The sequence below is a fragment of the Myxococcus sp. CA005 genome (genome assembly GCF_006518205.1).
Taxonomy (GTDB): domain Bacteria; phylum Myxococcota; class Myxococcia; order Myxococcales; family Myxococcaceae; genus Myxococcus; species Myxococcus xanthus.
In genome coordinates this window covers 50,761-72,672 of sequence record NZ_SRLV01000010.1, presented here as the reverse complement: position 1 = coordinate 72,672, position 21,912 = coordinate 50,761, and the positions used below count along the sequence as shown (strand labels likewise).

The 21,912-nt window shown below is 71.0% G+C and carries 17 protein-coding genes; 10 read left to right on the top strand and 7 right to left on the bottom strand.

The window, feature by feature from the left end:
• Nucleotides 1-26: 26 nt before the first annotated feature.
• The gene (locus FMQ63_RS06570; protein WP_011556944.1) at nt 27-1,853 is read right to left on the bottom strand and encodes an Hsp70 family protein; all 1,827 of its coding nucleotides are present in this window, start codon (nt 1,851-1,853) and stop codon (nt 27-29) included.
• A 191-nt stretch (nt 1,854-2,044) separates the two neighbouring features.
• On the opposite strand from FMQ63_RS06570, the gene atpH reads away from it, so the two are divergent.
• The 3 genes from atpH to atpA all read left to right on the top strand — a co-directional run bounded on the left by atpH (nt 2,045) and on the right by atpA (nt 6,017).
• On the top strand, nt 2,045-2,593 hold the full coding sequence (atpH, locus tag FMQ63_RS06565) for an ATP synthase F1 subunit delta (RefSeq protein ID WP_011556945.1): 549 nt from the start codon (nt 2,045-2,047) through the stop codon (nt 2,591-2,593).
• A 146-nt stretch (nt 2,594-2,739) separates the two neighbouring features.
• On the top strand, nt 2,740-4,218 hold the full coding sequence (locus FMQ63_RS06560; RefSeq protein WP_011556946.1) for a PAS domain-containing protein: 1,479 nt from the start codon (nt 2,740-2,742) through the stop codon (nt 4,216-4,218).
• Nucleotides 4,219-4,469: 251 nt separating this feature from the next.
• Nucleotides 4,470-6,017, top strand: a complete 1,548-nt coding sequence (atpA, locus tag FMQ63_RS06555) for a F0F1 ATP synthase subunit alpha (protein WP_026114085.1) — start codon at nt 4,470-4,472, stop codon at nt 6,015-6,017.
• 78 nt (nt 6,018-6,095) lie between these two features.
• Here atpA and FMQ63_RS06550 read toward each other — a convergent pair whose 3' ends face one another.
• Nucleotides 6,096-6,944: an HAD family hydrolase gene (locus FMQ63_RS06550; protein ID WP_011556948.1), complete on the bottom strand. Its 849-nt coding sequence runs from the start codon at nt 6,942-6,944 to the stop codon at nt 6,096-6,098.
• Between the two features lie 374 nt (nt 6,945-7,318).
• Between FMQ63_RS06550 and FMQ63_RS06545 the strand changes: the two genes are divergently transcribed.
• From FMQ63_RS06545 to FMQ63_RS06535, 3 genes are all read left to right on the top strand, one after another.
• Nucleotides 7,319-7,690 (top strand): hypothetical protein, encoded by a 372-nt coding sequence (locus tag FMQ63_RS06545; protein ID WP_011556949.1) that lies wholly within the window; start codon nt 7,319-7,321, stop codon nt 7,688-7,690.
• A 159-nt stretch (nt 7,691-7,849) separates the two neighbouring features.
• Complete coding sequence (locus FMQ63_RS06540) at nt 7,850-9,361, top strand: hypothetical protein (protein WP_216608632.1); 1,512 nt, start codon at nt 7,850-7,852, stop codon at nt 9,359-9,361.
• Between the two features lie 79 nt (nt 9,362-9,440).
• Nucleotides 9,441-10,310, top strand: a complete 870-nt coding sequence (locus FMQ63_RS06535) for a hypothetical protein (protein ID WP_011556951.1) — start codon at nt 9,441-9,443, stop codon at nt 10,308-10,310.
• A gap of 43 nt (nt 10,311-10,353) precedes the next feature.
• Here the strand turns inward: FMQ63_RS06535 and FMQ63_RS06530 are convergent, their stop codons facing one another.
• Nucleotides 10,354-10,758 (bottom strand): response regulator, encoded by a 405-nt coding sequence (locus tag FMQ63_RS06530; RefSeq protein WP_011556952.1) that lies wholly within the window; start codon nt 10,756-10,758, stop codon nt 10,354-10,356.
• A 333-nt stretch (nt 10,759-11,091) separates the two neighbouring features.
• On the opposite strand from FMQ63_RS06530, the gene FMQ63_RS06525 reads away from it, so the two are divergent.
• Nucleotides 11,092-12,027: a hypothetical protein gene (locus FMQ63_RS06525; RefSeq protein ID WP_011556953.1), complete on the top strand. Its 936-nt coding sequence runs from the start codon at nt 11,092-11,094 to the stop codon at nt 12,025-12,027.
• Between the two features lie 64 nt (nt 12,028-12,091).
• On the opposite strand, the gene FMQ63_RS06520 is transcribed toward FMQ63_RS06525, so the two are convergent.
• Nucleotides 12,092-12,781: an NTP transferase domain-containing protein gene (locus FMQ63_RS06520; RefSeq protein WP_043612643.1), complete on the bottom strand. Its 690-nt coding sequence runs from the start codon at nt 12,779-12,781 to the stop codon at nt 12,092-12,094.
• A 663-nt stretch (nt 12,782-13,444) separates the two neighbouring features.
• Between FMQ63_RS06520 and FMQ63_RS06515 the strand changes: the two genes are divergently transcribed.
• Nucleotides 13,445-14,332, top strand: coding sequence for an OmpA family protein (locus FMQ63_RS06515; protein ID WP_011556956.1), 888 nt, complete (start codon nt 13,445-13,447; stop codon nt 14,330-14,332).
• A gap of 15 nt (nt 14,333-14,347) precedes the next feature.
• On the opposite strand, the gene FMQ63_RS06510 is transcribed toward FMQ63_RS06515, so the two are convergent.
• Nucleotides 14,348-14,875 carry a hypothetical protein gene (locus FMQ63_RS06510; protein ID WP_225909613.1) on the bottom strand — a complete coding sequence of 176 codons (528 nt, stop codon included), beginning with the start codon at nt 14,873-14,875 and terminating at the stop codon, nt 14,348-14,350.
• 191 nt (nt 14,876-15,066) lie between these two features.
• Between FMQ63_RS06510 and FMQ63_RS06505 the strand changes: the two genes are divergently transcribed.
• Entirely contained in the window at nt 15,067-18,051 is a 2,985-nt protein-coding gene (locus tag FMQ63_RS06505) for a hypothetical protein (protein ID WP_216608631.1), read from the top strand.
• Between the two features lie 27 nt (nt 18,052-18,078).
• Complete coding sequence (locus FMQ63_RS06500) at nt 18,079-19,272, top strand: OmpP1/FadL family transporter (protein WP_011556959.1); 1,194 nt, start codon at nt 18,079-18,081, stop codon at nt 19,270-19,272.
• Nucleotides 19,273-19,356: 84 nt separating this feature from the next.
• Here the strand turns inward: FMQ63_RS06500 and FMQ63_RS06495 are convergent, their stop codons facing one another.
• Together FMQ63_RS06495 and FMQ63_RS06490 are read right to left on the bottom strand one after the other, a co-directional pair.
• The gene (locus tag FMQ63_RS06495; RefSeq protein WP_011556960.1) at nt 19,357-20,574 is read right to left on the bottom strand and encodes a cyclic nucleotide-binding domain-containing protein; all 1,218 of its coding nucleotides are present in this window, start codon (nt 20,572-20,574) and stop codon (nt 19,357-19,359) included.
• Between the two features lie 14 nt (nt 20,575-20,588).
• Nucleotides 20,589-21,902: a cyclic nucleotide-binding domain-containing protein gene (locus tag FMQ63_RS06490; RefSeq protein ID WP_011556961.1), complete on the bottom strand. Its 1,314-nt coding sequence runs from the start codon at nt 21,900-21,902 to the stop codon at nt 20,589-20,591.
• Nucleotides 21,903-21,912 lie beyond the last annotated feature (10 nt).

The following is a 21,912-nucleotide window of genomic DNA, read 5'->3' as shown; positions in this document are numbered from 1 at the left end:
CGGGGCCATCGTTCGGGGATGGACGCTCAGGCGCGAGGCTCCTGGCGACCGGACAACAACCGCGTGAGCTGCTTGGCAATGGTGGCGCACTGCGCCGCGTTGCCGCTGTCGAGGGCAGAGCGGCCACCATCCAACAGACGCTGCACCGTGCCCAGGGTGGCCTGCGCCTCCGGGCTGGGGTTCTCCTGCGCGCTGCGCTGGAGCAACCGCGCCAGCTTCTCCCCGCGCTCCAGCAGCTTGCGGAACAGCTCCTCCGCGCGCTTCGCGTCCACCACGCCCTGCGAGCGCGCGTAGTGGGCCTGCTCCGCGCCCAGCTTCTCCGCCTCGCCCTGCGGCAGCCCCGCACGGGCCTCCAGCCGCACGGCCTCCATGTTGCCCGAGGTCAGGTCCGTGGCCTTGACGGACAGGATGGCCTCGCTGGACAGCTCGAAGACGACCTCCAGCGGCACCTCTCCGCGCGCGGCGACGTGGAGGCGCTTCAGCACCACCTCGCCCAGCTTGTAGTTCTCGTCCTGGAACTCGCTCTCGCCCTGATACACGGGGATGCGCGCTTCCTGCTGGCCGGAGCTGCCCGGATAGAAGATGTCCCGCGCCACCACCGGCACGCCGGTGTTCTTCGGGATGAGCCGCTTCACGCGCCCACCCATGACGCCCACGCCCAGGCTCTGGGCGGCGACGTCCAGCAGCAGCGCCTGACCGGACTGGCGGACGAGCTCGTCGGCCTGCACCGCAGCGCCCAGCGCGACGGCCTCCTCCGGGTGCACGTCCGTGGAGGGCGCGCGGCCGAAAAAGTCCGCCACCAACCGCCGCACCAGCGGCACGCGCGTCATGCCGCCCACCAGCAGCACCACGTCCACCGCGTGGGGGTCCATCTTCGCCTCGCGCATCACCGACTCGCAGACATCGAGGCAGCGGCGCGACAGCGGCTCGGACAGCGTTTCGAAGAAGGAGCGCGTCAGCACCGTCTCCAGCTCCGCCATCCGCTTGCCGGGCGCCGAGTGGTCGCCCAACCCGGCGACGTAGATGGACGCCTCTTCCTTCTCGGTGAGCTCGCGCTTGGCGGACTCGGCGGCCACCTTCAGCCGGCGCAGGCTCTGCGCGTCCTGCGACACCACGTGCCGCAGCTCATCGTCCACCTGCGCCAGGAGCCACTGGACGATGCGCTGGTCGAAGTCCTCGCCACCCAGCCGCGGATCGCCGCCGGTGGCGCGCACCTCGAAGACACCGGACTTCACCTCGAGGATGGACACATCGAAGGTGCCACCGCCCAGGTCGAACACCAGCGCGTTGCCTTCGAAGCCGCGTGACAGGCCATACGCCAGCGCCGCGGCGGTGGGCTCGTTCACCAGCCGCACCACGTCCAGCCCGGCGATGCTGGCCGCCTCGCGCGTGGCCTGCCGCTGGTTGTCGTCGAAGTTGGCCGGAACCGTGATGACACACTTGGTAACGGGGCGGCCGAAGTGCGCCTGCGCGTCCAGGGCCAGCTCGCCCAGAATCATCGCGGACACCTGCGTGACGGGCATCACCCGCCCGGCGAGCCGCACGCGCACGTCGCCAGAGGGCCCGGCCACCAGCGGATACGGCACCAGCGCCTTCGCCTCCTGAACCAGCTCCGGCGTGTAGCGGCGCCCCAGGAAACGCTTGGTGGCCCACACCACGGAGTCCGGGTGCTCCTCGCCCAGGGATTGTGCCGCGACGCCCACCACGCGCTCGCCAGCTTTGTTCACGCCCAGCGTGGACGGCGTCAACCGGCCACCCGCGCGCGGGGGAATCATGCGCGGGCGTCCGTCTTCCACGGTCGCCACGGCGCTGTTGGTAGTACCCAGGTCGATGCCGATGACGAGGTCATGCATGGGGGGCCGAGAGGACACCACCCTACGGGTGTTCGCGCCAGCTCGCCAAGCCCTCTTCCCTCACCTGCCTGCCAATAAGCAGCGCTTCCCCATGCCACGGCCCGGGCCAGCAAGCGTGCCCCCGGTGACAGGGCTTCGCGATGCCAGGGACGTTGCTCGGGGGAAATCCCCGTGCTAAGGGCGCGACCGCCATGGTGAACGTGTCGATCGCCCGCCGCTACGCCCGCGCCCTCCTCGATGTCGCTTCGGAGGCGGGCCGCACTGACGCCGTCGCCGAGCAGCTCACCGCCTTCGCCGACGTCATCGCGAAGAACGCCGAGCTGACGGATGTGCTCGTCAACCCCGCCTACACCCGTGAGCAACGCCTGCGGGTGGTGGAGTCGGTGATGCAGGCCATCCCCGGCGGCGTGGAGGCCACGCTGGCCAACACCCTCCGCCTGCTGGTGGACCGCAACCGCCTGGGCTACCTGGCGGACATCGCCCGCCTCTTCCGCGACATGGCTGACGCCCGTGCCGGCCGCGTCCGGGGCCACGTCACCAGCGCCGCGCCGCTTCCGGCCGACGCCCTTGCCCAGCTCCAGCAGACCCTGCAGCAGCTGACCCAGCGCAACGTCCTTCTGGAGACGCGCGTGGACCCCAGCCTGTTGGGTGGTGTCTCCGCCCAGGTGGGCAGCATCCTCTACGACGGCAGCATCCGGACCCAGCTCGAAGAGATGCGCCGCGAATTGAAGCAGCGCTGAAGTCCGCCCGCTCGCCGGGCAACCAACGTTCCAGGTCGTCTTCATCACCCCGCAGTCCAGGGCTAACCGGTATTTCCAGCGGGCCCTGACAGCGGTATACTCGCAGGTGGTGCGGGACAGCCCCGCGCCGCCTGGACGACCTGACCATGTCGCAGTCCCTACTCCACCGGTATTCCGAAGGTCCGTCCACGCTGGCGGCGCCCGAGGAGGCTCGGCCCTTTCTGGGGGCCCTCCTGAGCGCGGCGGGTTGTGGGGTGGCCCTGCTGGACCGGGAGCTGCGTCCGGTGTGGGTGAATGCCACGCTGGCGGCGCTGTCCGGCCTGGAGCCGCGCGCGCACGTGGGCCGTCCTCTCGCGGAGCTGTGGCCGCAGGTGGCGCAGGCGCTGTCACCGCTGCTGGCCCGGGCACTCTCCGGAGAGGACGTCACGGATACCCCTGTGCGGGGCGTGCTGGCCCCCGCCGCGGGTGAGCGGCACCTGCGGGTGGGTCTGTCCCCGGCGCTGCAGGGCGGCGCGCTGGCGGGGGTGGCATTGTGGGTGCGCGATGAGACGGAGCGCTTCCTCGAGGAGCAGCGGCTGCGCGCGCGGGAGTCTCACATGCGCAGCCTGGCGGACGTGGCCTGCGACGGGCACTTCCTGCATGACAACGGCATCGTGATGGACGCCAACCGCGCGATGTCGCAGCTGCTCGGCTACGCGTCACCCTCAGAGATGATCGGCCGGCACCTGGCGGACTACGTCGCCCCGGAGTTCCGCTCGCAGGTGGGGCTGGTGCTCAGCCGCGGGCTGGAGGCCCCCTACGAGGTGGTCGTCCTCCGCCGGGATGGCCAGCGGCTGCCCCTGGAGGTGCTGGGGCGCTACGTGACGTGGGAAGGCCGGCAGGTGCGGTTGGTCGCCGTCTGGGACATCAGCAGCCGCAAGGCCGCGGAGGAGCTCTCCGCGAACACCGAGCAGTTCCGGCACCAGATGCTGGGCGCCGTAGACGCGGAGCTGCGAGCGCCCCTGCAATCACTGCGGGAGGGCACGCGCTCCCTGCAGCGGCTGGACGGGCTGGAGGAGCCGCAGCGGACCCTGGTGAGCCAGGTGGCCCGGTCCGCCCGGCGCATGGAGCGGATGCTCCAGGAGTTGATGGACTTCACCCGCACGCGGCTGGCGGGCGGACTGGCGCTGCGGCCAGAGCCCGCCGTGCTGGACGCGGTGGTGACGCGCGTCGTGGAGGAGCGCCGCCGTGAGCATCCCGGGCGAACCCTCCACCTGGAGACGGAAGGCGACCTGCGCGGACACTGGGATACCCACCGGCTGGCGCAACTGGCCGACAACCTCCTGGGCAGCGTGCTCCATCAAGGGGCCGAGGATTCGCCGGTCACCCTGCGCGCGGTGGGCGCGGTGGGCGGCGTCACGCTGTGTGTGCAGAGTCCCAGACTCACGGTGGCGGCGGAGGAGCGCTCCTCCCTCTTCGAGCCCTTCCGCAGGGAGCGCAGCGCCACGCCAGAGGGCCTGGGCCTGGGGCTCTACATCGCCAGGCAGATCGCCGTGGCCCACGGCGGGAAGCTGGCGGTGGAGTCCTGCTCCGGGGGCGGCATGAGTTTCACCGCCTGGCTGCCCCGCGAGGGGCCGGGGCATTGAAGGCCTCCGCGCCTGGCGCCGCCTCAACGGAGGCTGATGCACCAGAGTAGCCAGGCACGATTCTGGCCCACCCCCTTGAGCGCCTTTGCGCAGCCGCCTGTCCCACTCCTGAACGGGCGTCCTCTCCGCCCCCGTGGCGGGTGGCGCGGACCGCATTGCAGCGGGTGGGTGTGCGTGGTAAGGGGCCCCGACTTCAAGGTTTCGGCGGCCTGCTCCACGTCGGCCGCCCCTGCGCAAGGACGCATACGCTCATGGAAATCCGCGCCGACGAGATCAGCAGAATCATCCGGGAGCAGATCAAGGACTACGGGAAGAAGGTCACCGTCGCTGAGACGGGTACCGTGCTGTCCGTCGGTGACGGTATCGCGCGCATCTACGGCCTCGAGGGCGCGCTCGCCGGTGAGCTCGTGGAGTTCGCCAACGGCGTGCAGGGCCTCGTCCTCAACCTGGAAGAGGACAACGTCGGCGTCGCCATCATGGGTGACTTCCAGGCCATCCGCGAGGGTGACACGGTCAAGCGCACCCAGCAGATTGCCTCCGTGCCGGTGGGCAAGGAGCTGCTCGGCCGCGTGGTGGACCCGCTCGGCAAGCCGCTGGACGGCAAGGGCCCCATCGCCGCCACCGAGACGCGCCGCCTGGAAGTGAAGGCGCCCGGCATCGTGTCCCGCAAGAGCGTGCACGAGCCCCTGCAGACGGGCATCAAGGCGCTGGACGCGCTGGTGCCGGTGGGTCGTGGTCAGCGCGAGCTCATCATCGGTGACCGTCAGACGGGCAAGACGGCCGTCGCCATCGACACCATCATCAACCAGAAGGGCCTGAACGTTTACTGCATCTACGTGGCCATCGGCCAGAAGCAGTCGACGGTGGCCCAGGTGGTGGAGAAGCTGAACCGCTACGGCGCCATGGAGTACACCACGGTGGTGGCGTCCAACGCCTCCGACCCGGCCCCCATGCAGTTCTTCGCGCCGTACGCCGGCGTGGCCATGGGCGAGTACTTCCGCGACAACAAGATGCACGCGCTCATCGTGTACGACGACCTGTCCAAGCAGGCCGTGGCGTACCGCCAGCTGTCGCTGCTGCTCCGCCGTCCGCCGGGACGCGAGGCCTACCCCGGCGACGTGTTCTACGTGCACAGCCGCCTGCTGGAGCGCGCCGCCAAGCTGTCCGACGAGGAGGGCGCCGGTTCGCTCACCGCGCTCCCCATCATCGAGACGCAGGCCGGTGACGTGTCGGCGTACATCCCGACGAACGTCATCTCCATCACCGACGGGCAGATCTTCCTCGAGACGGACCTCTTCTTCGCCGGCGTCCGCCCGGCCATCAACGTGGGCCTCTCCGTGTCCCGCGTCGGTTCGGCCGCGCAGATCAAGGCCATGAAGCAGGTCGCCGGCACCATGAAGCTGGAGCTCGCGCAGTACCGCGAGCTGGCCGCCTTCGCCCAGTTCGGCTCCGACCTCGACAAGGCCACCCAGGAGACGCTGGCGCGCGGCGCCCGCATGGTGGAGCTGCTCAAGCAGGGCCAGTACGAGCCCATGCCCGTCGAGAAGCAGGTCATGCAGATCTACGCCGCCACCAACCGCGACGACCCCAAGAAGCGCGGCTGGATTCGCGACATCCCGACGGCCGACGTGGTGCGCTGGATGCGTGAGTTCCTGGAGTTCGCCGACGGCAAGCACCCGAACGTCGCCAAGGACCTGGCGTCGAAGCGTGAGCTGACCGCCGACATCAAGACGGCGCTGAGCAAGGCCATCACCGAGTTCAACGAGGTCTTCCAGCCGACGCCGGGCGCCAAGGTTTAACGCCCTCGCCGGTTGTGACCCACGAGCCCCGCGCTCCCTTCACCGGGAGGCGGGGCTTCGTGCTTGCGGGCCCGGCCTTCAGCGAAGGCGGGGCAGCACGCCGTGCAGGCTGCGGTCCACGCCGCCGCGCGCGCCCAGCAGCTCCATGGCCTTCAGCTCGTAGGGCAGCACGTTGTCGCGGGCCACCAGTTGCACGTGCGCGCCCAGCGCGGCGGGCAGCGCCAGGTCCAGCTCGTAGATGTCACCGGCCACCAGCGTCTGTTCCGGCGTGGTGCCCGTGGACGCCCAGACGCGCTTGAGGGCCTCGAAGTACCGGCCCCGGCGCAGGTAGACGGGGCGGCGCAGCACACCGTCCAGCGTCTGCGTCTCCGGTACCGCGGTGAAGCGGGCATCCGGCGCGTCCGGCGGGTCCAGGAGGAACTTGCGCGCATCCCCGGACACCGTCAGCTTCTCGCGCCCCTTGGGCGCCAACTGGTCCAGCTTCTTCTCCACCAGGTCGGTGTGCGCGTTGGTCACCACCGTCACCGGCAGGCCCGTGGCCACCAGCGCCTCCAGCACCTCCTTCGCCTCCGGCTTGAAGGCGGTGGCCGAGTGCGCGTAGGCCTCGCGGTAGAGCTTCTGCACCACGTCGGAGCGGCGGGCCTCGTCCTGGCCCTGCCCGAAGCGCTGCATGAGGCGGTGGGCCGCGCAGGTGGCCGTCAGGTACGGGTCCGCCGTGGCGGGCGCCACCACCCGGCCGCCCAAATCCCAACCCAGCGCGTCCGCGCCCGCGCGCAACGTGGCGACCTCCTCCTCCCACGCGGCCTCCAAATCCTCGCCCAACGCCGCCGCCAGGCCCTGCCGGAAATGCCGGAGGAAGGGGGCGCTCTCCGCCGCCACGTCCGTGAAGGTTCCGTCGAAGTCCAGCACCACGCACGCAATCGCCATCAGACCACCAACTCCCGAAGATGAAGAAAGGGGCCGGATGAGGCCTCACCCATGGGCCTCGAATCAAGCCCGCCCGCATCAACAGGCGGTCGGGTAGCCACCGCCCTCGGGAGCATCACCCCGAGGACGTTCTCCCTGCACCCCGGGTTATCATCCAGCCACGGAACGGCCCGACGTACAGGCCCAGGCCACACCCGCAGCCTGTCGCCACGTCCGCCAGATTGCCCGCGCCCACGGCGGCGAGCTGACGGTGGAAGCGCCCCCCGTGGGCCCCGGCGCGCGCTTCGTGCTGCGCCTGCCCATGCCCCAGGTGCCGCAGGCTCCCACGTCCTCCCCTTGAAGCCTACCCCGCCCAGGCCGCTAACCTCACGGACATGGAAGCGATGCAGCGAAACGAGTCGGCGCCCCCGCGCCGGGCGTGGCTGCCCTGGGGCCTGCTGGTGAGCGCGGTGCTGCTCGCCACGACAGGGGCCTGGGCGGGTTCGCGCTCCATCTCCGCCCTGGTGGAGCGCAACGACGCGCTGACACGCGAGGCGGCCGAGTCCGAGGCCCGCGTGGCCGAGCTCCAGGCCCTGCGCGAGGCCATGTCGCGCCGGCTGCGCACGCTGGAGCAGCAGCACCACGCCGCCTATGCCGCCGCGGTGACGGCCACCGCCGCGTGCACCACGGCGCTCCAGCCGCCGCCCGCGCCGGGCAAGCCCGAACCCCGGCGCCTGGCCAAGGCCAAAAAGCAGGGCCGGCGCTGACGGCGCGTGGCCTCCAGGTCCACACCCCCTGAGAGGGTGTGGACACCCAAACAACAGGGCCCACCGCCAACCCCGCGAAACCGCGGGCCTGAGTGCCCGGCCCGCTACGTGCTACCGCCGGAGCCACCGAGTCCCTTTTCGCTCCGAGGTCCACGCTCCATGTCGCCCTTCGCGCTTCGCCCCTCCTCGCGCTCCCTGCGGGCCGCGCTCCTGTTCCTGACCGCGCTGCTGCTTCCCCAGGCCCCGGCCCGGGCGGAGCCCGGCATCCGCATCCTGAACTCGCTCCGCGCCGAGGAGCTGGCCTTCAACGCGCTCACCAGCAACCGGGCCGCGCTGGACGCCCTCACCGAGATGCCACTGCACTCGAAGACGTTCGTCTTAGACGGTCGGCTCAAGCACGCGCTGGAGCACCCACCTGCCCGGAACGTGATGGCGTACCTCACCGAGTGCGCGCTGCCGCCCGGCGCCGCCGTGGAGTGGACCAGCCGCGCCGGCGACACGTACACCTTCCAAGGCGAGGTGGGGCTGTGCCCCGGGTGGGAGAAGGACAAGCCGAGCCAGGCCTGCCTGGGCTACGTGACGGCCTGTCTCCTGGCGCGCAACAACGCCTTCGGCCGCCGCGTGATGGTGTCCATGCGCGGCGAGGACCCGAGCGAGCCCCGGCGCTTCAACCCCTCGGGCGCCCGCGAGGAGTGGAGCCCCATGTTCCTGCCCTGCGCGTCGGGTGAGGCGGGCCTCCATGCCGAGTGCGGCTGGCTGGGGGAGAACGTGGGCACCTGCAACCCGGGCGACAAGGTGACGGTGGCCGCGGGCGCGCCTCACCCGGCCACATGCACGGGCCAGTTGGGCCGCATCTTCGGAGACCGGGTGCTGCGCGTGTGCGAGGACCCGCGGGGCTGCTCCTGGGAGGACCGTCTGGCGGACACGCTCAGCAACCCCTGCGGCGGAATCGAGCCCAGCGTCGAGTTCAAGTGCCCCGAGAGCGGCCGCTACAGCGTCATGTCCGCGCCCTACAGCCGCGCCGCGATTCCGGGTTCGTGGGTGGCCCCGGTGGCCACCTCCGGCACCTACCCGGCCGGGCCCTTCGGCGCGTACACGTTCCGGGAGGGCGCCTTCTACGGGAACATGTTCGACTCGCGCGGCCTGACGGTGGAGGTCCTCCTCAACCAGGACACCTTCCAGCCCAAGCTCATCAACCTGCGCTTCAAGGGCGTGGTCCACGACAACGTCCACGCCTGCCACGGCCGGGACTGGGTGGACGGCGACAGCCACCTGCGCTCCCGCATCTGCGCCAACGCCGACATCGGCGGCGAGCCCATCGCCGGCTGCGTGGCCCGCGCGGCGGGCCCCTGCGAGCCGGGCAGCTACAACCCCCGCCCCGCCCGCTGCAAGGTGAACGACGGCACCGCGGTGTGGGGGGACGGCGACTTCGAGGGTTGCGCGGACGCGCGCGGCATCCTGCACCCGGAGCCCATCACCGTGTTCCTGCGCTCCCCCTGCGAGGTGATTTCCCCCAAGGAGCAGACCACCTGTGGGGTGACGTGTGACTACTCCGAGTTCCCTCCCAAGTGCTCGGACACGTGCAAGCTCAAGAAGTCCCCGGGCCAGTGCCTCCAGACGGACGCGTGCCTGAACGACCCCGCAAAGTGCCCGGCGCCACCGCAACAGTGACGCGGATTGAATAAAGCAGGCCGCCAGGCGTCCAGGTCTCCGGCGGCCGCATCCCCGGCCCATCGTCAGGAGCTGACCCGTGTTCCCAATCCGGACCCTGCTGTGTGCCCTTCTCGCGCTCGCGCTGGGCCTGGGTCCCACGGCGGCGGAGGCCCGCTTCGGCAAGCGCTCGCGGCCGTCCCAGAGCGACTCGAACCGGGACAGGGACAGGGATGACAAGGAGCACGGGGCCTCCGCCATCGGCTCGGACGACGACGACGACGATGACGACGCGCCCCGCCGCCCCTCCCGGCGGCGCTCCTCGAGCAACCGGCGGCACGTGAGTGGCGGCTCGAGCACGGTGACGGTGAGCTGGCTCTCCTACCTCTTCATCACCGGCAACCATCGGATGGGCGTGTCGCCGGAGCTGCGCGGGGAGCGCCACGCGGCGGCGGTGTCCTTCCGCGTGGGCATCCAGGGAGGACCGCTCAACGAAGGGGGCGGCGGCGCCGACCTGTTCCTCGGACTGGAGGGCCGGCGCTTCGGCGTGGACCTGCGGCTGACGGGCCTGGGCCTGCCCACGGATGACGGAACGAGCGGTTCGGATTCCATCACCCTGACGCAGTCGCACCTCACCTGGGCGCTCATCTCCCACGAGCGTGCCCGCCTGCGCGCGGAGGCCGGTGTCAGCACCGCGCACGCGCCGGACATCACCTTCGTCGGCCCCAGCTTCGGCGCCTCCCTGGAGGCCTGCATCATCGGCCCCCTGGACCTGGAGGCGCGCCTGCAGGTGACGCCCTTCCCCTACCGGCAGGTGGACGCGAACGCCGCGCTGGCGTTGAAGCTGGGCGCGGTGGTGCTGCGCGGCGGCTACCGCGGCATGGTGCTGGACGACGCCGGCTACGTGGATGGCGTCTCCAACGTCGACACCTTCCACGGCCCCTTCCTGGGCCTGGGCCTCACCTACTGACGTCCGCTGAAATCCTCACGCCCGCGTGAGCGCGCAGCCGCGCTCACGCGGGCGTCTTCACCGCGCCGCTGGCCACCGGGCAGTGCCGCCGCGTCGCATCCAGCAGCATCTCCAGCCTCACGGGCTTGCGCAGCACACCCGCCGCGCCAGGCGGCAACGGACCGGCCTCCGCCGTCATCACCACCACCCGCGTCCCGGCGAAGCGCTCATCGGACCGCAGCCGCTCGAGCAGACCTCGCCCGTCCACGCGCGGAATCTCCCAGTCGAGCAGCACCAGGCAGGCGGACTCCAACGCCGCGAGCACGCGAAGCGCCTCCACGGCGTTGATGGCCATGGACACCTCGAAGCCCTCGTCATGCAGCGCTTCCGCCATGGCCCCCCGAACGTCCGGGTCATCCTCCACAATCAGGACCTGCGGCTGCACCACGGGATGAGTCACACCCGGCACCCTAGTTCCTCCTTCGCGCCCAGGCACGAGCGACTTCTCCGCATTCCGCTCTCTGTCAAAGCATGAGCATCTGCCGGGCCCGCGCATGCAGATATTACAGCACGGGCAATGCCGCCGCGGCCCCTCCGGCACCGCGAGCCACACGGCATCCCAGACAAGCGCGCGGCGTGAGCTTTCACCGGGTGGCATTCGCAGCGACGGCGAACCGGCGCGGTGTCCGGCGCCACACAGCACGCGCTGGTGGACGACACCTCGCGCCTGGAGGCCCATGGTCCCTGGGGAGGGAAGGCGGTTGTATCCACCCGCCCCCGAAATTCCCACGAGGAGTGGACCTTGCCCGTATCCAAGGCCGTGCTGTGCGCCGCGCTCGCGGTCAGTGCCCTGCTGGGCACCGCCCCCGCGCAGGCGCGCTTCGGCAAGCGAGACACCTCCTCGGATTCATCCTCGTCACGGAGCACGTCACGTCAGGCCTCCTCGTCCCAGGAGTCGCGCGGCGCCCGGGCCCATCCCGCGTCTGCCATTGGCCAGCCCCGCGAGGGCCCGGTTGGCAACCGCCGCACGCACCCGGCCTCCGCCGTGGGCCGCGAGTACACGCCTCGGGGTGACGACGCGCCTCGGCGGCGCGCCACGCGCGTGCGCCGGCCGCCACCGGGCTCCATCGTCGCGGGGGCCGTCATCGGCGCAACCCACCCGGGCTTCGCCTCCGTGCGGCCCGCCCAGCGGGTGATGCGCGAGCCAGAGGACACAGTGCCGCTGCTGGTGCGCATGGGCGTGCAGGGAGACTTGCTGGGCGACGCCGGAGCCATGGGGCTCTTCATGGCCATGGATGGCCGCCGCCTGGGCCTGGACGCGCGCATCACCGGGATGTCGCTGCCCGCGACGGATGGCTCGGATGCCACCGACCGCATCACCCTGCTGAGCGCGCACGCCTCCGCGGCGCTGTGGGCGGGGGAGCGGGGCCGGCTGCGATTGGAGGGCGGCGTCGCCAGCGCGCATGCGCCGGACATCCTCTTCGTGGGCCCCAGCTTCGCCGCGTCCGTGGAGGCTTGCATCGGCCCCTCGCCGGTGGACCTCGAGGCCCGCATCCAGGCGGTGCCCTTCCCGCACCGTCAGGTGGATGCCCAGGCCGGCCTGGCCGTGCACGTGGGTTCGCTCCACCTGCGCGGCGGCTGGCGGGCCCTCTACCTCAACGACGCCGGGCACACGACCGGGGAGAAGCAAGTCGAACGGCTCACCGGCCCGTACCTGGGGCTGGGCCTCACGTTCTGACGCCTCGGGTGATGCTGGCCGGAGCCCCTTCTCTCACGGGCCCCAGCCAGCCGGCCGTCGCGCGCTACTCCTCGGACGCGGCGGCCATGGGCGCCGAACCGCCGCCCAGTTCCGCCACGTTGGACGTCGCGGGCGCGGTGCCACGCTTGGCGCCGCGCCGCTTGGGCGGAGGCGCCAGCCGCGGCTGCGTGCCGAACAGGCGCTCGTACGTCTCCGGCGTGTTGATGTTCACCACCACGCCCGGGTCCTTCACCGGCACGCGGCGCACCTTCATCGTCGCCAGCGCGGGCTCCAGTTGCTGGCCCTCCGCGGCGCGCAGCCGCTCCGCCCCGCTCCGCGAGAGCACCAGTGGCCAGCCAGGCGCGCCCTCGAACTCCGGGCGCAGCAGCTCATCCACGTCCCCCGCCATCTTCAGGAGCGACTTGAGCGTGGACGCGCGCAGCGCCGGCATGTCCACCGGATGCAGCAGCACCACGTCCGCGCCCGCCTCCAGCGCGGCATCCAGCCCCGCCTTTATCGACAGGAGGGGCCCTTCCTGCCACCGCTCCGCTTCCACCAGCTCCATCCCCGGATGCTGCTCGCGCACCGCCTCGGAGTCCTTCCCCACCACGCCAAGCACCATGGAACCCGCCTTGCCAAAGGTGGATGCCAGGGACTGGAGGAAGCTCTTGCCTCCCTCGTGCTCGATAAGCGCCTTGGGGTGGCCCATCCGCCGGGCCTCACCCGCAGCGAGGATGATCGCCACTGCCTTCATGCCAGCCTCCTCCGCCCCCATGAATGAACGCCGCAGGCCCGGGGGCCTCCTCTCAAAGGCTGTGGCGTCCGCGTGGGATTGCAGCCCACCCCTCGGTCCCAGCCGTCAGCCAGACGCCAGTCACTCCGGACGGGTGTTCGCTGGCTGAGCATCCGGCCAGGCGCTCCGTCCCCTATCCGTCATCCGAAACCCAATGTCCTGTCGTGGGGCTCCCGCAGGAACTCGAAGCCACAGAAGGGCTCCGGGTCGGAGCCGGGTTCGCCCTGGAAGGTCCACCCGTCATCGCCCATGCGCGGGTCCACCACCGTCAGGCCGATGGCGCACTCCCGCTTCTTCAGCTTGCGGATGACGGCCAGCCGGCTGGCCCACGGGCACGCGTAGGAGAGATAGAGGTGTGTGCCACCTGCCCTCGATCAACGGCCCCATGGCGGATGCCTCCCCGCGCTCAACGTGGCCATCCTCGCCGCCAGGTGCACCACCTCCGGCGCGGGTTTCCGCTCCCAGGCTGGTGTCCTCCGGACGCGGTGTGCGAAGCGGAGGGCGCCCTTCTGACACCGCTGCAACCTTGCACCGCCAGACACCTGCGCACACCGGGGCGCCTTGAGGCACACCCTGGGCGTCTGGCTACGGTGCCCCCCGTTCAGCCACTCGGGAGGTCGCGACATGACGGAGTCCACGCAGCACGGCCAGGCACAGCACGGACGGCCCTGGGTGCCCTGGCTGGTGACGGCGTTGGTGGTGCTGATGTCGGGCGGCGTGATGTACCTGGCGCACCGTGGGACGAGCCAGGCCGAGGCGTTGGCGGAGCAGTCCCGCCAGTCCGCCTTGGACGCCGCCACGCGGGCGCGTGACGCGGAGGCCGCGCGGCTGCAGTTGGAGCAGAAGCTGGCGGCGCTGGAAGCCGAGCGCGCCCAGCTCGCCACGGAGAAGGAGCAGCTCAGCTCGGAGAAGGAACAGCTCAGCCAGACGGTGCAGGAACAGGAGGCGGAGCTGGCGAAGCTGAAGGCCACCTACGACGACCTGCAGGACAAGATGAAGGCGGAGATCGCCGAGGGCGCCATCCGCCTGTCCCATGCCGAGGGCCGCATCCAGGTGGACCTGGTGGACAAGGTGCTGTTCGATTCCGGCGACGCGAGCATCAGCGCGCGCGGCCAGGAGGTGCTGACGCGGCTGGGCAGCGTGCTGGCCAAGGTGGAGGACAAGTCCATCCAGGTGTCGGGCCACACGGATGACTCGCCCCCGTCGCAGAAGCTTCAGAGCACCTTCCCATCCAACTGGGAGCTGTCCGTGGCGCGCGCGGTGAACGTGGTGCGCTTCCTCCAGGACACCGGCGGCGTGCCCGCGCGCCGACTGGTGGCTGCGGGCTACGGGCAGATGCGGCCAGTGTCCACCAACGCGACCCCGCTGGGCCGCGCGCGCAACCGGCGCATCGAGGTGCTCCTCATGCCGGACCTGCCCTCCAAGCGCACGCCGACCGCGGCCGTCCAGCGCGCGGTCGCGGGTGGCACCGCGACCAAGGCCCAGGCGAAGCCCGCGCGCGGGGCGAAGTAGCCCCGCGCCTTTCCGCTACTGCTTCTCCACCGACTCCAGCAGCTTGCGGAAGGACTTCTCCGAAGCGGCCACCGTCTTCTCCGGGCCCGTCAGCTTGAAGAAGACGGCGCCCTGGGCGCCCTCGATGATGGCGCCCAGCAGCCGGAAGCCGGGCTTGGGCGTCGAGGGGCCCATCATCGGCCCGCCGCCCGTGTACGTGCCCTTCACGTCCACCGTCGTCAACGTCATGCCGTTGACCTTCTCCGCCTTCGTCTTCGACTTCTCCTGGGGAATGGGCTTGCCGTCCGCCGTCTGGAACTGGCCCACCCAGCGCTTCACGTTGGCGTCCACCGCGCCGCCCTGGCCCTGACCGAAGTAGAAGACGGCCAGCTCCGCGCCCTCCGTGTCGCCCTTCGCCGCGGGAATCTTGTACGTCGCCGCGCGCATCGGCCGGGCTCCCTGCACCGCCCAGTCCGCGGGCGCCGTCCACTTCAGGCCCCCCGCATCCTCCGCATGCGCCACCACGGCAACGGCCACCACCAGCACACCCAATAGTCGGTTCATGCGCGGCAGCGTAACCGCCAGGGGCACACTGCGCAGCGTGTCAACGACCGCCCGTCTCACAACCCCGCACGCGCCATCACAAGTGACACGACGCGTCAAGTCCCTTGTCTTCCTGCCAACCCAGGGACGTGGTACGCCACGGACGTTTCCAGTCCAGTCATCCAACCCAGGACTTGGAGGGGGTTGTACCCATGAGAAAGGTGTTGTTCCTCGGGGCCTTTGCCCTGGGCGCCTCGGCCTGTACTCCCGATATCGCCCAGGACCCGCCGCGGAGCCCCGAAGACTCCGTCGTCGCGGAGTTCGATCCAACCGGGTCTCCACCCGTCGTCCCGTCGCCCAACGACCTGGCCATTGTCAACGGTCTGGTCAACGCGCCCATCAACCCGCAGGCGCCGGCGGCGGAGCAGGAGTTCACGCGCGACTACGTGAACACGCTCAACGGCTTCCCGACCACGGTCACCGCGACCACCCGCATCCGGGGCCTGGAGGCGGGAACGGTCAACACGAACACGGTGAAGATCATCGACGTGTACGCGGGTACGCCGCTGGCGAAGCCGGCGACGCCCAGCTACATCGGGTACAACGAGGAAACCAACCTCGTCACCATCATCCCCCCGCTCCCCGGAGGCTGGCCCAAGGGTGGCCGCTACGCGGTGGCCATCATCGGCGGTGAGAACGGCGTGAAGACGACGGCCGGCAAGCCGGTCATCCCGTCCGCCACGTGGGCCTTCGCCAGCTCCGCCGAGTCGCTGGTCACCTGCGACGACCTGGCGGCGCCCAACTGCCAGACGACCACCGAGCTCATCCCCTCCACGGTGACGGAGCCCGCCGCCCGCCTGGCGGACCAGACGGCCAGCGCCCTGCGGCTGGAGCAGCTGCGCCGCGGCTACGCGCCCATCCTGAAGCTGGTGTCCGAGCAGTTCAGCGTGAAGCGCGAGGACATCGTCCTCCTGTGGACCTTCTCCATCATGGACCACCCGGAGGCCACCTTCGATCCGGGCAACGGCGTCGTCCCCTTCCCCAATGACCTGCTGCGCAACCCCGAAACCGGGCTGCTGGCCCTGCCGGAGCCCACCGAGGCCGGCCCCGCGCAGATGCTCATCAAGGGCCTCAACACCCTGGACGGCTGGTCCACCACCGCGCCCATCGTGTCGGAGAACGGCGCGAAACGCGGCCCCATCGACACGGGTTCCCTGCTGGACGCGAACACCGTGCGCATGAAGATCGGCTTCACGCCGGACACCGAGGAGGAGCAGAAGACCACGCTGCGCTTCGTCAAGCTGACCAACCCCACCTCGGGCACCAACCCCCAGGTGAAGCTGTGCTTCAACTGCGAGCCCGTCGTGGAGGGCCTGACGCCGGCGCCGAACTCGCCGCAGCAGCTCCAGATTGTCCCGGAGGTGCCGCTGGACGAGGCCACCCAGTATGGCGTGGTGATGCTGCGCGGCATGAAGGACACGCTGGGCCGCACCGTGGCGCCCACCGCCGCGCAGGCGCTGATGCGCATGGTCAACCCGCTGGTGGACGCCAACGGCAAGAGCCAGGTGGCGGCCGTTCCTGACACGCTCGCCCGGGACCTGGAGCGGGCGCGTGTGGGCATGAAGCCGCTGTTCGACGGCCTGGAGGCCGCGGGCATCGCGCGCAAGGACATCAACCTGGCGTGGGCCTTCACCACCCAGAGCACCCGTTCCATCCTCGAGCGGCTGAACGCGGCCCCCACGCAGGTGCCGGTGCCGGCCGACCCCGTCTACCTGCTGGACCAGACGGCCACCATCAAGGGCACGATGGCCGGCCTGACGCTGGACAACGACGCGGTGGGCCGCGTCTTCATCGGCGCGTACCACTCGCCCTTCTTCCTGGATGACGCGCAGGGCACGCTCAACCGCGCCACGCCGCGCATCGACCGCGTCCCGTTCATGCTCTTCACGCCCGCGGGGGCGGCGCCCGCGGACGGCTACCCGGTGGTCATCTACGGCCATGGGCTGACGGGCAACCGCACCAACATCTTGACGGTGGCCAACAACTTCAACGCGGCGGGCTACGCCGTGGCGGCCATCGACACCGTGTTCCACGGTGAGCGCGCCAGCTGCGCCGGCATCAGCGAGGACGCCCCGGTTGTCGTCGACGAGAACCGCGATGGCGTCCCCGAGCTCACCATCACCACGCCGGACGCGGCCTGCGACGACGGCGACACCTGCGACGTGACGGCGGGCAGCCCCACCTTCGGCCGCTGCGTGTCGAACATCCAGCCGGCCTGCGACGTGGGGCCGACCGCGTCGCCGCACGGTGACCTGTTCTGCTCCAGCCAGGGCCGGGGCCGCTGCGTCGTGACCGAGCCCGACAGCACCACCGGCACCTGCGAGGGCGGCGACTTCGCCCGTCCGGGTCCCAATCAGCCGCCGTACGTCTCCGGCGCGGGCTTCCTGAACCTGGTCAACCTGTTCGCCACCCGCGACAACTTCCGCCACCACGTGGTGGACTTCGCCCAGCTGGCGCGCGCGCTGGACACCGACACCCTCAACGGCCGCCTGGCTGCCGCGGGCGCCGGTACGCTGAACACCAGCCAGTTCAGCTACGTGGGCCAGAGCCTGGGCGGCATGCAGGGCGTCCTGTCCGCCTCCGTGTCCCCCGTCGTGGGCCGCACAGCACTCAACGCGGTGGGCGGTGACCTGGTGGACATCCTCCTGACGGCCACGGACTCGACGTTCGTGCGGTACCGCTCGGGCTTCTTCGAAACCCTGGAAAACAGCGGCCGCGCCCCGGGCACGCCGGAGTTCTACGAGTTCATCACCCTGGCGCGCACCATCCTGGACCCGGCCTCGCCCCGCAACTACGGCAGGTACCTGGAGAACGCGCCGTCCGCGCCCGCCAACCGCAATGCGTTCATCCAGTACATCGAGGGTGACATGGTCATCCCCAACGCGGTGACCGAGGGCCTCATCAGCGCGGCCAACCGCCCGCTGGTCGGCGTCTCCGAGCCCCGCACGGTGCAGACGTACCTGGCGGAGGACGGGATGGGCCTGCCGACGAACGTGCGTCACGCGTTCTTCGGCATCGTGGACCCGTCGCTGGACCCCAGCTCGGCGGCCAGCCAGTTCCTCCGGTCCGTGCGCAACACCGCGCAGAACCAGGTCATCCAGTTCCTGAACACGGGCGTCGCGTCGCCCACCCCGTAACGGCCTCCAGAGAGAGAACGAACCAACATGAAGAAGACACTCTCCCTCATCACGTTGCTCGCCGCCGGGACGACCCAGGCCGCGGGCTTCCAGGTCAACACCCAGAGCGCACGCTCCTCGGGCATGGCCAACGCGGCGGCGGCGTGGCTGGATGACTCGTCCGCCATCTACTCCAACGCGGCCAACATCCTGGGCGTGGAGAAGCTGGACGTCACCGCGGGCGTCACCGGCATCCTCCCCAGCCTGCAGTTCACCCCCACGGGTGGCTCCGTGCAGGGGCAGAAGACGACGCTGTCTCCGCCGCCGCACGTGTTCGCCGTGTACAAAATCACGGACTCGCTGGCGGCCGGCGTGGGCTTCTACACGCCGTTCGGCGCGAGCAGCCGGTGGAAAGACGACTTCGTGGGCCGCTTCCGCGCCCAGGAGTCCGGGCTGTCCATCTACAACATCAACCCCACGGTGGCGTACCAGGTGCACGACCGCTTCCGCGTGGGCGCGGGCCTGAACATCACCCGCGGCACGCTGGAGATTAAGCGCGCGCTGGGATTCGTCACCAGCGAAGGCCAGGTGCACCTGGGCGGCGCGGGCTGGGGCCTCGGCTTCAACGCCGGTGTCCAGGCCGTGGTGGTCCCCAAGCTCGTGACGTTGGGCGTGCAGTACCGCAGCCCCATCAGCATGACGTTCAAGGGCGACGCGGACTTCCGGGACGTGCCGCCGGCCTTCCAGGGCCGTCTGCCGGACACCCGCGTGGAGGGTGACGTCAAGCTGCCGCAGTCGGTGGTGGCGGGCATCGCCGTCACGCCGCTGGACCGCCTGACGCTTGCGTTCGACGCCAACTGGGTGGGCTGGTCCAGCTTCCCGGAGCTCGCCATCGAGTTCCCGGACAACCCGGCCATCAACAACCCGCTGCCGAAGAACTGGCGCTCGACGTGGAACTTCCACCTGGGCGGTGAGTACGGCATCACCGACGCGCTGCAGGTGCGCGCCGGCGTGCTGTGGGACCCGGCGCCCAGCCCGGATGAGACGCTGACGCCGGACCTGCCGGACGCGAACCGCTTCGGCGTGTCGGCGGGCGTGGGCTACAGCTTCGGCGCGGTGCGCGTCGACGCCGCCTACCAGTTCGTCAACCTGTTCGACAAGGACAGCACGGCGCCGGGCATGACGGGCGTCTACAACGGCACGGCCCAGGTGTTCGGCCTGACGCTCGGCTACTCCATGTAGTCTTCCGGCACCGTCCGGACCTCACCGCGCCCGGGTCTCCTCACGGAGGCCCGGGCGTTGTGTTTCCAGCGCCAGCCCTTCGCGTCAGACGCGCAGGTCTCCGTCGTGCAGCACCCGCCCGGAGGCCAGCGCCTGCGCGGTGCGCTGGAGCCGCTCCGTGCCCATGCGCATCAACTGGCCCTTGAGGCCTGGCTGGCTGAGCAGGTGCTTCTGGAAGGCGTCGCGCTCCAGCCGCAGCACCACGCCCGCCACGTCCGCGCGCACCGTCGCGGACACCGGCTTGTCCAGCAGCAGGGAGATTTCACCGAAGACGTCGCCCTCTCGCAGCGCGGACAGCGCCACGCGCCGTCCATGAGGCTGCTCCAGCCACGGCGTGCAGCGCCCACGCAGCAGCACGTAGAAGGCGTCTCCCGGCTGGCCCTGCGTCATCAGCGCCTCGCCCGCGGCAAAGGAGCGCAGCTCGAAGTCGCGCGACACCGCGGCCTTCTGCGCGGGCGACAGCTGATTGAAGAGCGGGTTGCTGCGCAGCAGGTTCTCCACCATCCGCCGCCGGTAGAAGGCGTCCACCACCGCCGTCACGTCCGGGTGCCGCGCCGCCACCGCCTCCATGTGCTGGCGCGTGAGCTCCAACAGCACCGCGCGCTCGGTGGCCACCACGGTGGCGAGCCTGGGCCCCTCGGAGATGAGCGCCAGCTCCCCGAAGAAGTCCCCGGGCGTCACGGTGCCCACGCTCCGCCGTTGGCCGTCCTCCAGCGCGCGCACCACGTCCGCGCGGCCCTCCACCAGGGCGAACATGGAGGCGCCCGGCGTCCCCTCCTCCACCACCGTCTGCCCCGGAAAGAAGGCGCGCACCTGGAGCACCTCGAGCAGCGCGACGAAGGTCTCCCGGCTCACCTGCGAGAGGATGGGCAGCCCGGTGGCGCCATCCTCCGCGACATGCGCCCGGGTGGCCTCCACGGGCACCGCAGCGCCCGGCGGCAGGGCGAAGCGCTCCGCCAGCACGCGCGCGGTGCGCACGAGCGCGGCCTGGGGCGCGCCCAGCCGGGGCAAGGCCACGCACGCGGCCACCGCGCGCAAGGGCTGACCCGCCTTCGTCCAAGCCAGCGCGGCCTCCTGGTACGCGGCGACAGCATCCGCGGAACGGCCGAGCCACTCCAGCAGCTCCGCCACCTTCTGACGCACCTCCGCGTCGTCCGGCCCGTCCTTCACCACGCCCTGGTATTCCGCCAGGGCCTCCTCCAACCTGCCCTCGCTGGCGAGCTGGACGGCCCGCTGCCTGTCCGCGCCGTGCACGTGCGCCATGGCCGTCTCCCCTGCTACGCGCTGAGCGCGCGCACGCGCTCCGCGAGCTTTTCCGTGAAGAGGCGGAGGATGCGCAGCGCGGCCGCCTCGTGCGTGTCCAGGTAGTGCTGGAAGTCCACGCGCGTCACCCGCAAGGCCCGCACGTCCGTGCGCGCACACACCTGCGCGGACGTGTCTCCGTCCAGGATGAGGGAGACTTCGCCGATGAAGGCTCCAGGCCCCAGCGTGTTGAGCAACCGGGCACCGGGCTCCGGACCGGCGAGCACGTCCACCGTCCCCTCCAACAGCACCAGCAGCCCCGAGCCGGGCGCGCCCTTCTCCAGCACCGTGGCCCCCTGCGCGAACTGCAACGGCCGCGCCAGTTGGTAGAGGTCCTTCATGTCCACCAGGGACAACTCGCCGAAGAGAGGAATGGCCTTGAGGTATTCGTAGCCGTCCGGCGGCGGCGGCGGCAGTGGCGGCGCGCGGGCGGGCTCCACCGACGGACCGCCATTCAGGTTCAGGTGGCGCAGCAGCCGCGAGTGTTCCGCCTGGAGCGCGATGTCACCCCGAAGCTCCGGCGCCTGGAGCGCATCCGCCAGCAGCACCAACGCCCGCCACGACTCCCCCTGCGCGTCGAGCAGCGCGCTCATCCGCAGCACCGCCTCACGCCGCGCCACCGCGATGTCCGGAGACACAGCACGCAGGGACTCCAGCTCTGCGTGCGGGTTGCCCAGCTCGCGGTACACCGCGGCGGCCTCCATGGGACGGCGCAGCCGGGTGAGACAGCGGGCCATGGCCTCGCGCGCCTGCAGCGACTCGTACAGCGACAGCGCCCGCTCCAGCGCACCGCCGCGCTCGAAGGCCGCCGCCGCCCGGGCCGGTTCACCCGCGCGCAGCCACGCCTCCGCGGCCAGGAGCAGCGCGCCCGCCTGCTCGTGGAGCTGTGCGACGTCGGCCGCGGCGCCATCCACCTCCAGCACCCGCGCGGCGCCAGCGAAGTCACGCGCCCGCCGCAGCACCGACACCAGCGTGGCGCGAGCGAACGCGGACGCACGCGAGGATTCCTCCAGCACGACGTCCCGCTGCGACGCCGCCAGGGCCTCGTAGATGCGGACGGCCACGTCCACCGTCCCCTGCGCCACCGCCTCCCAGAAGGGCCGCGTGCCCGTGCTGGCGGGCAGCTCGTCACCGTGCCCCGGCTCCACCGTGGAACGCGCCATGCCGTGAACTCCCCCAGGCACCCCTGGGCCCACCCCCTGGGCTCTCCACGTGCCGGACCAGGCGCCGTGCGTAGCAGACCCCATGAAGGGAGGCGAGCGTCCTCGCGAGGCAGGCGTCTTCCACATGGAAGACGCC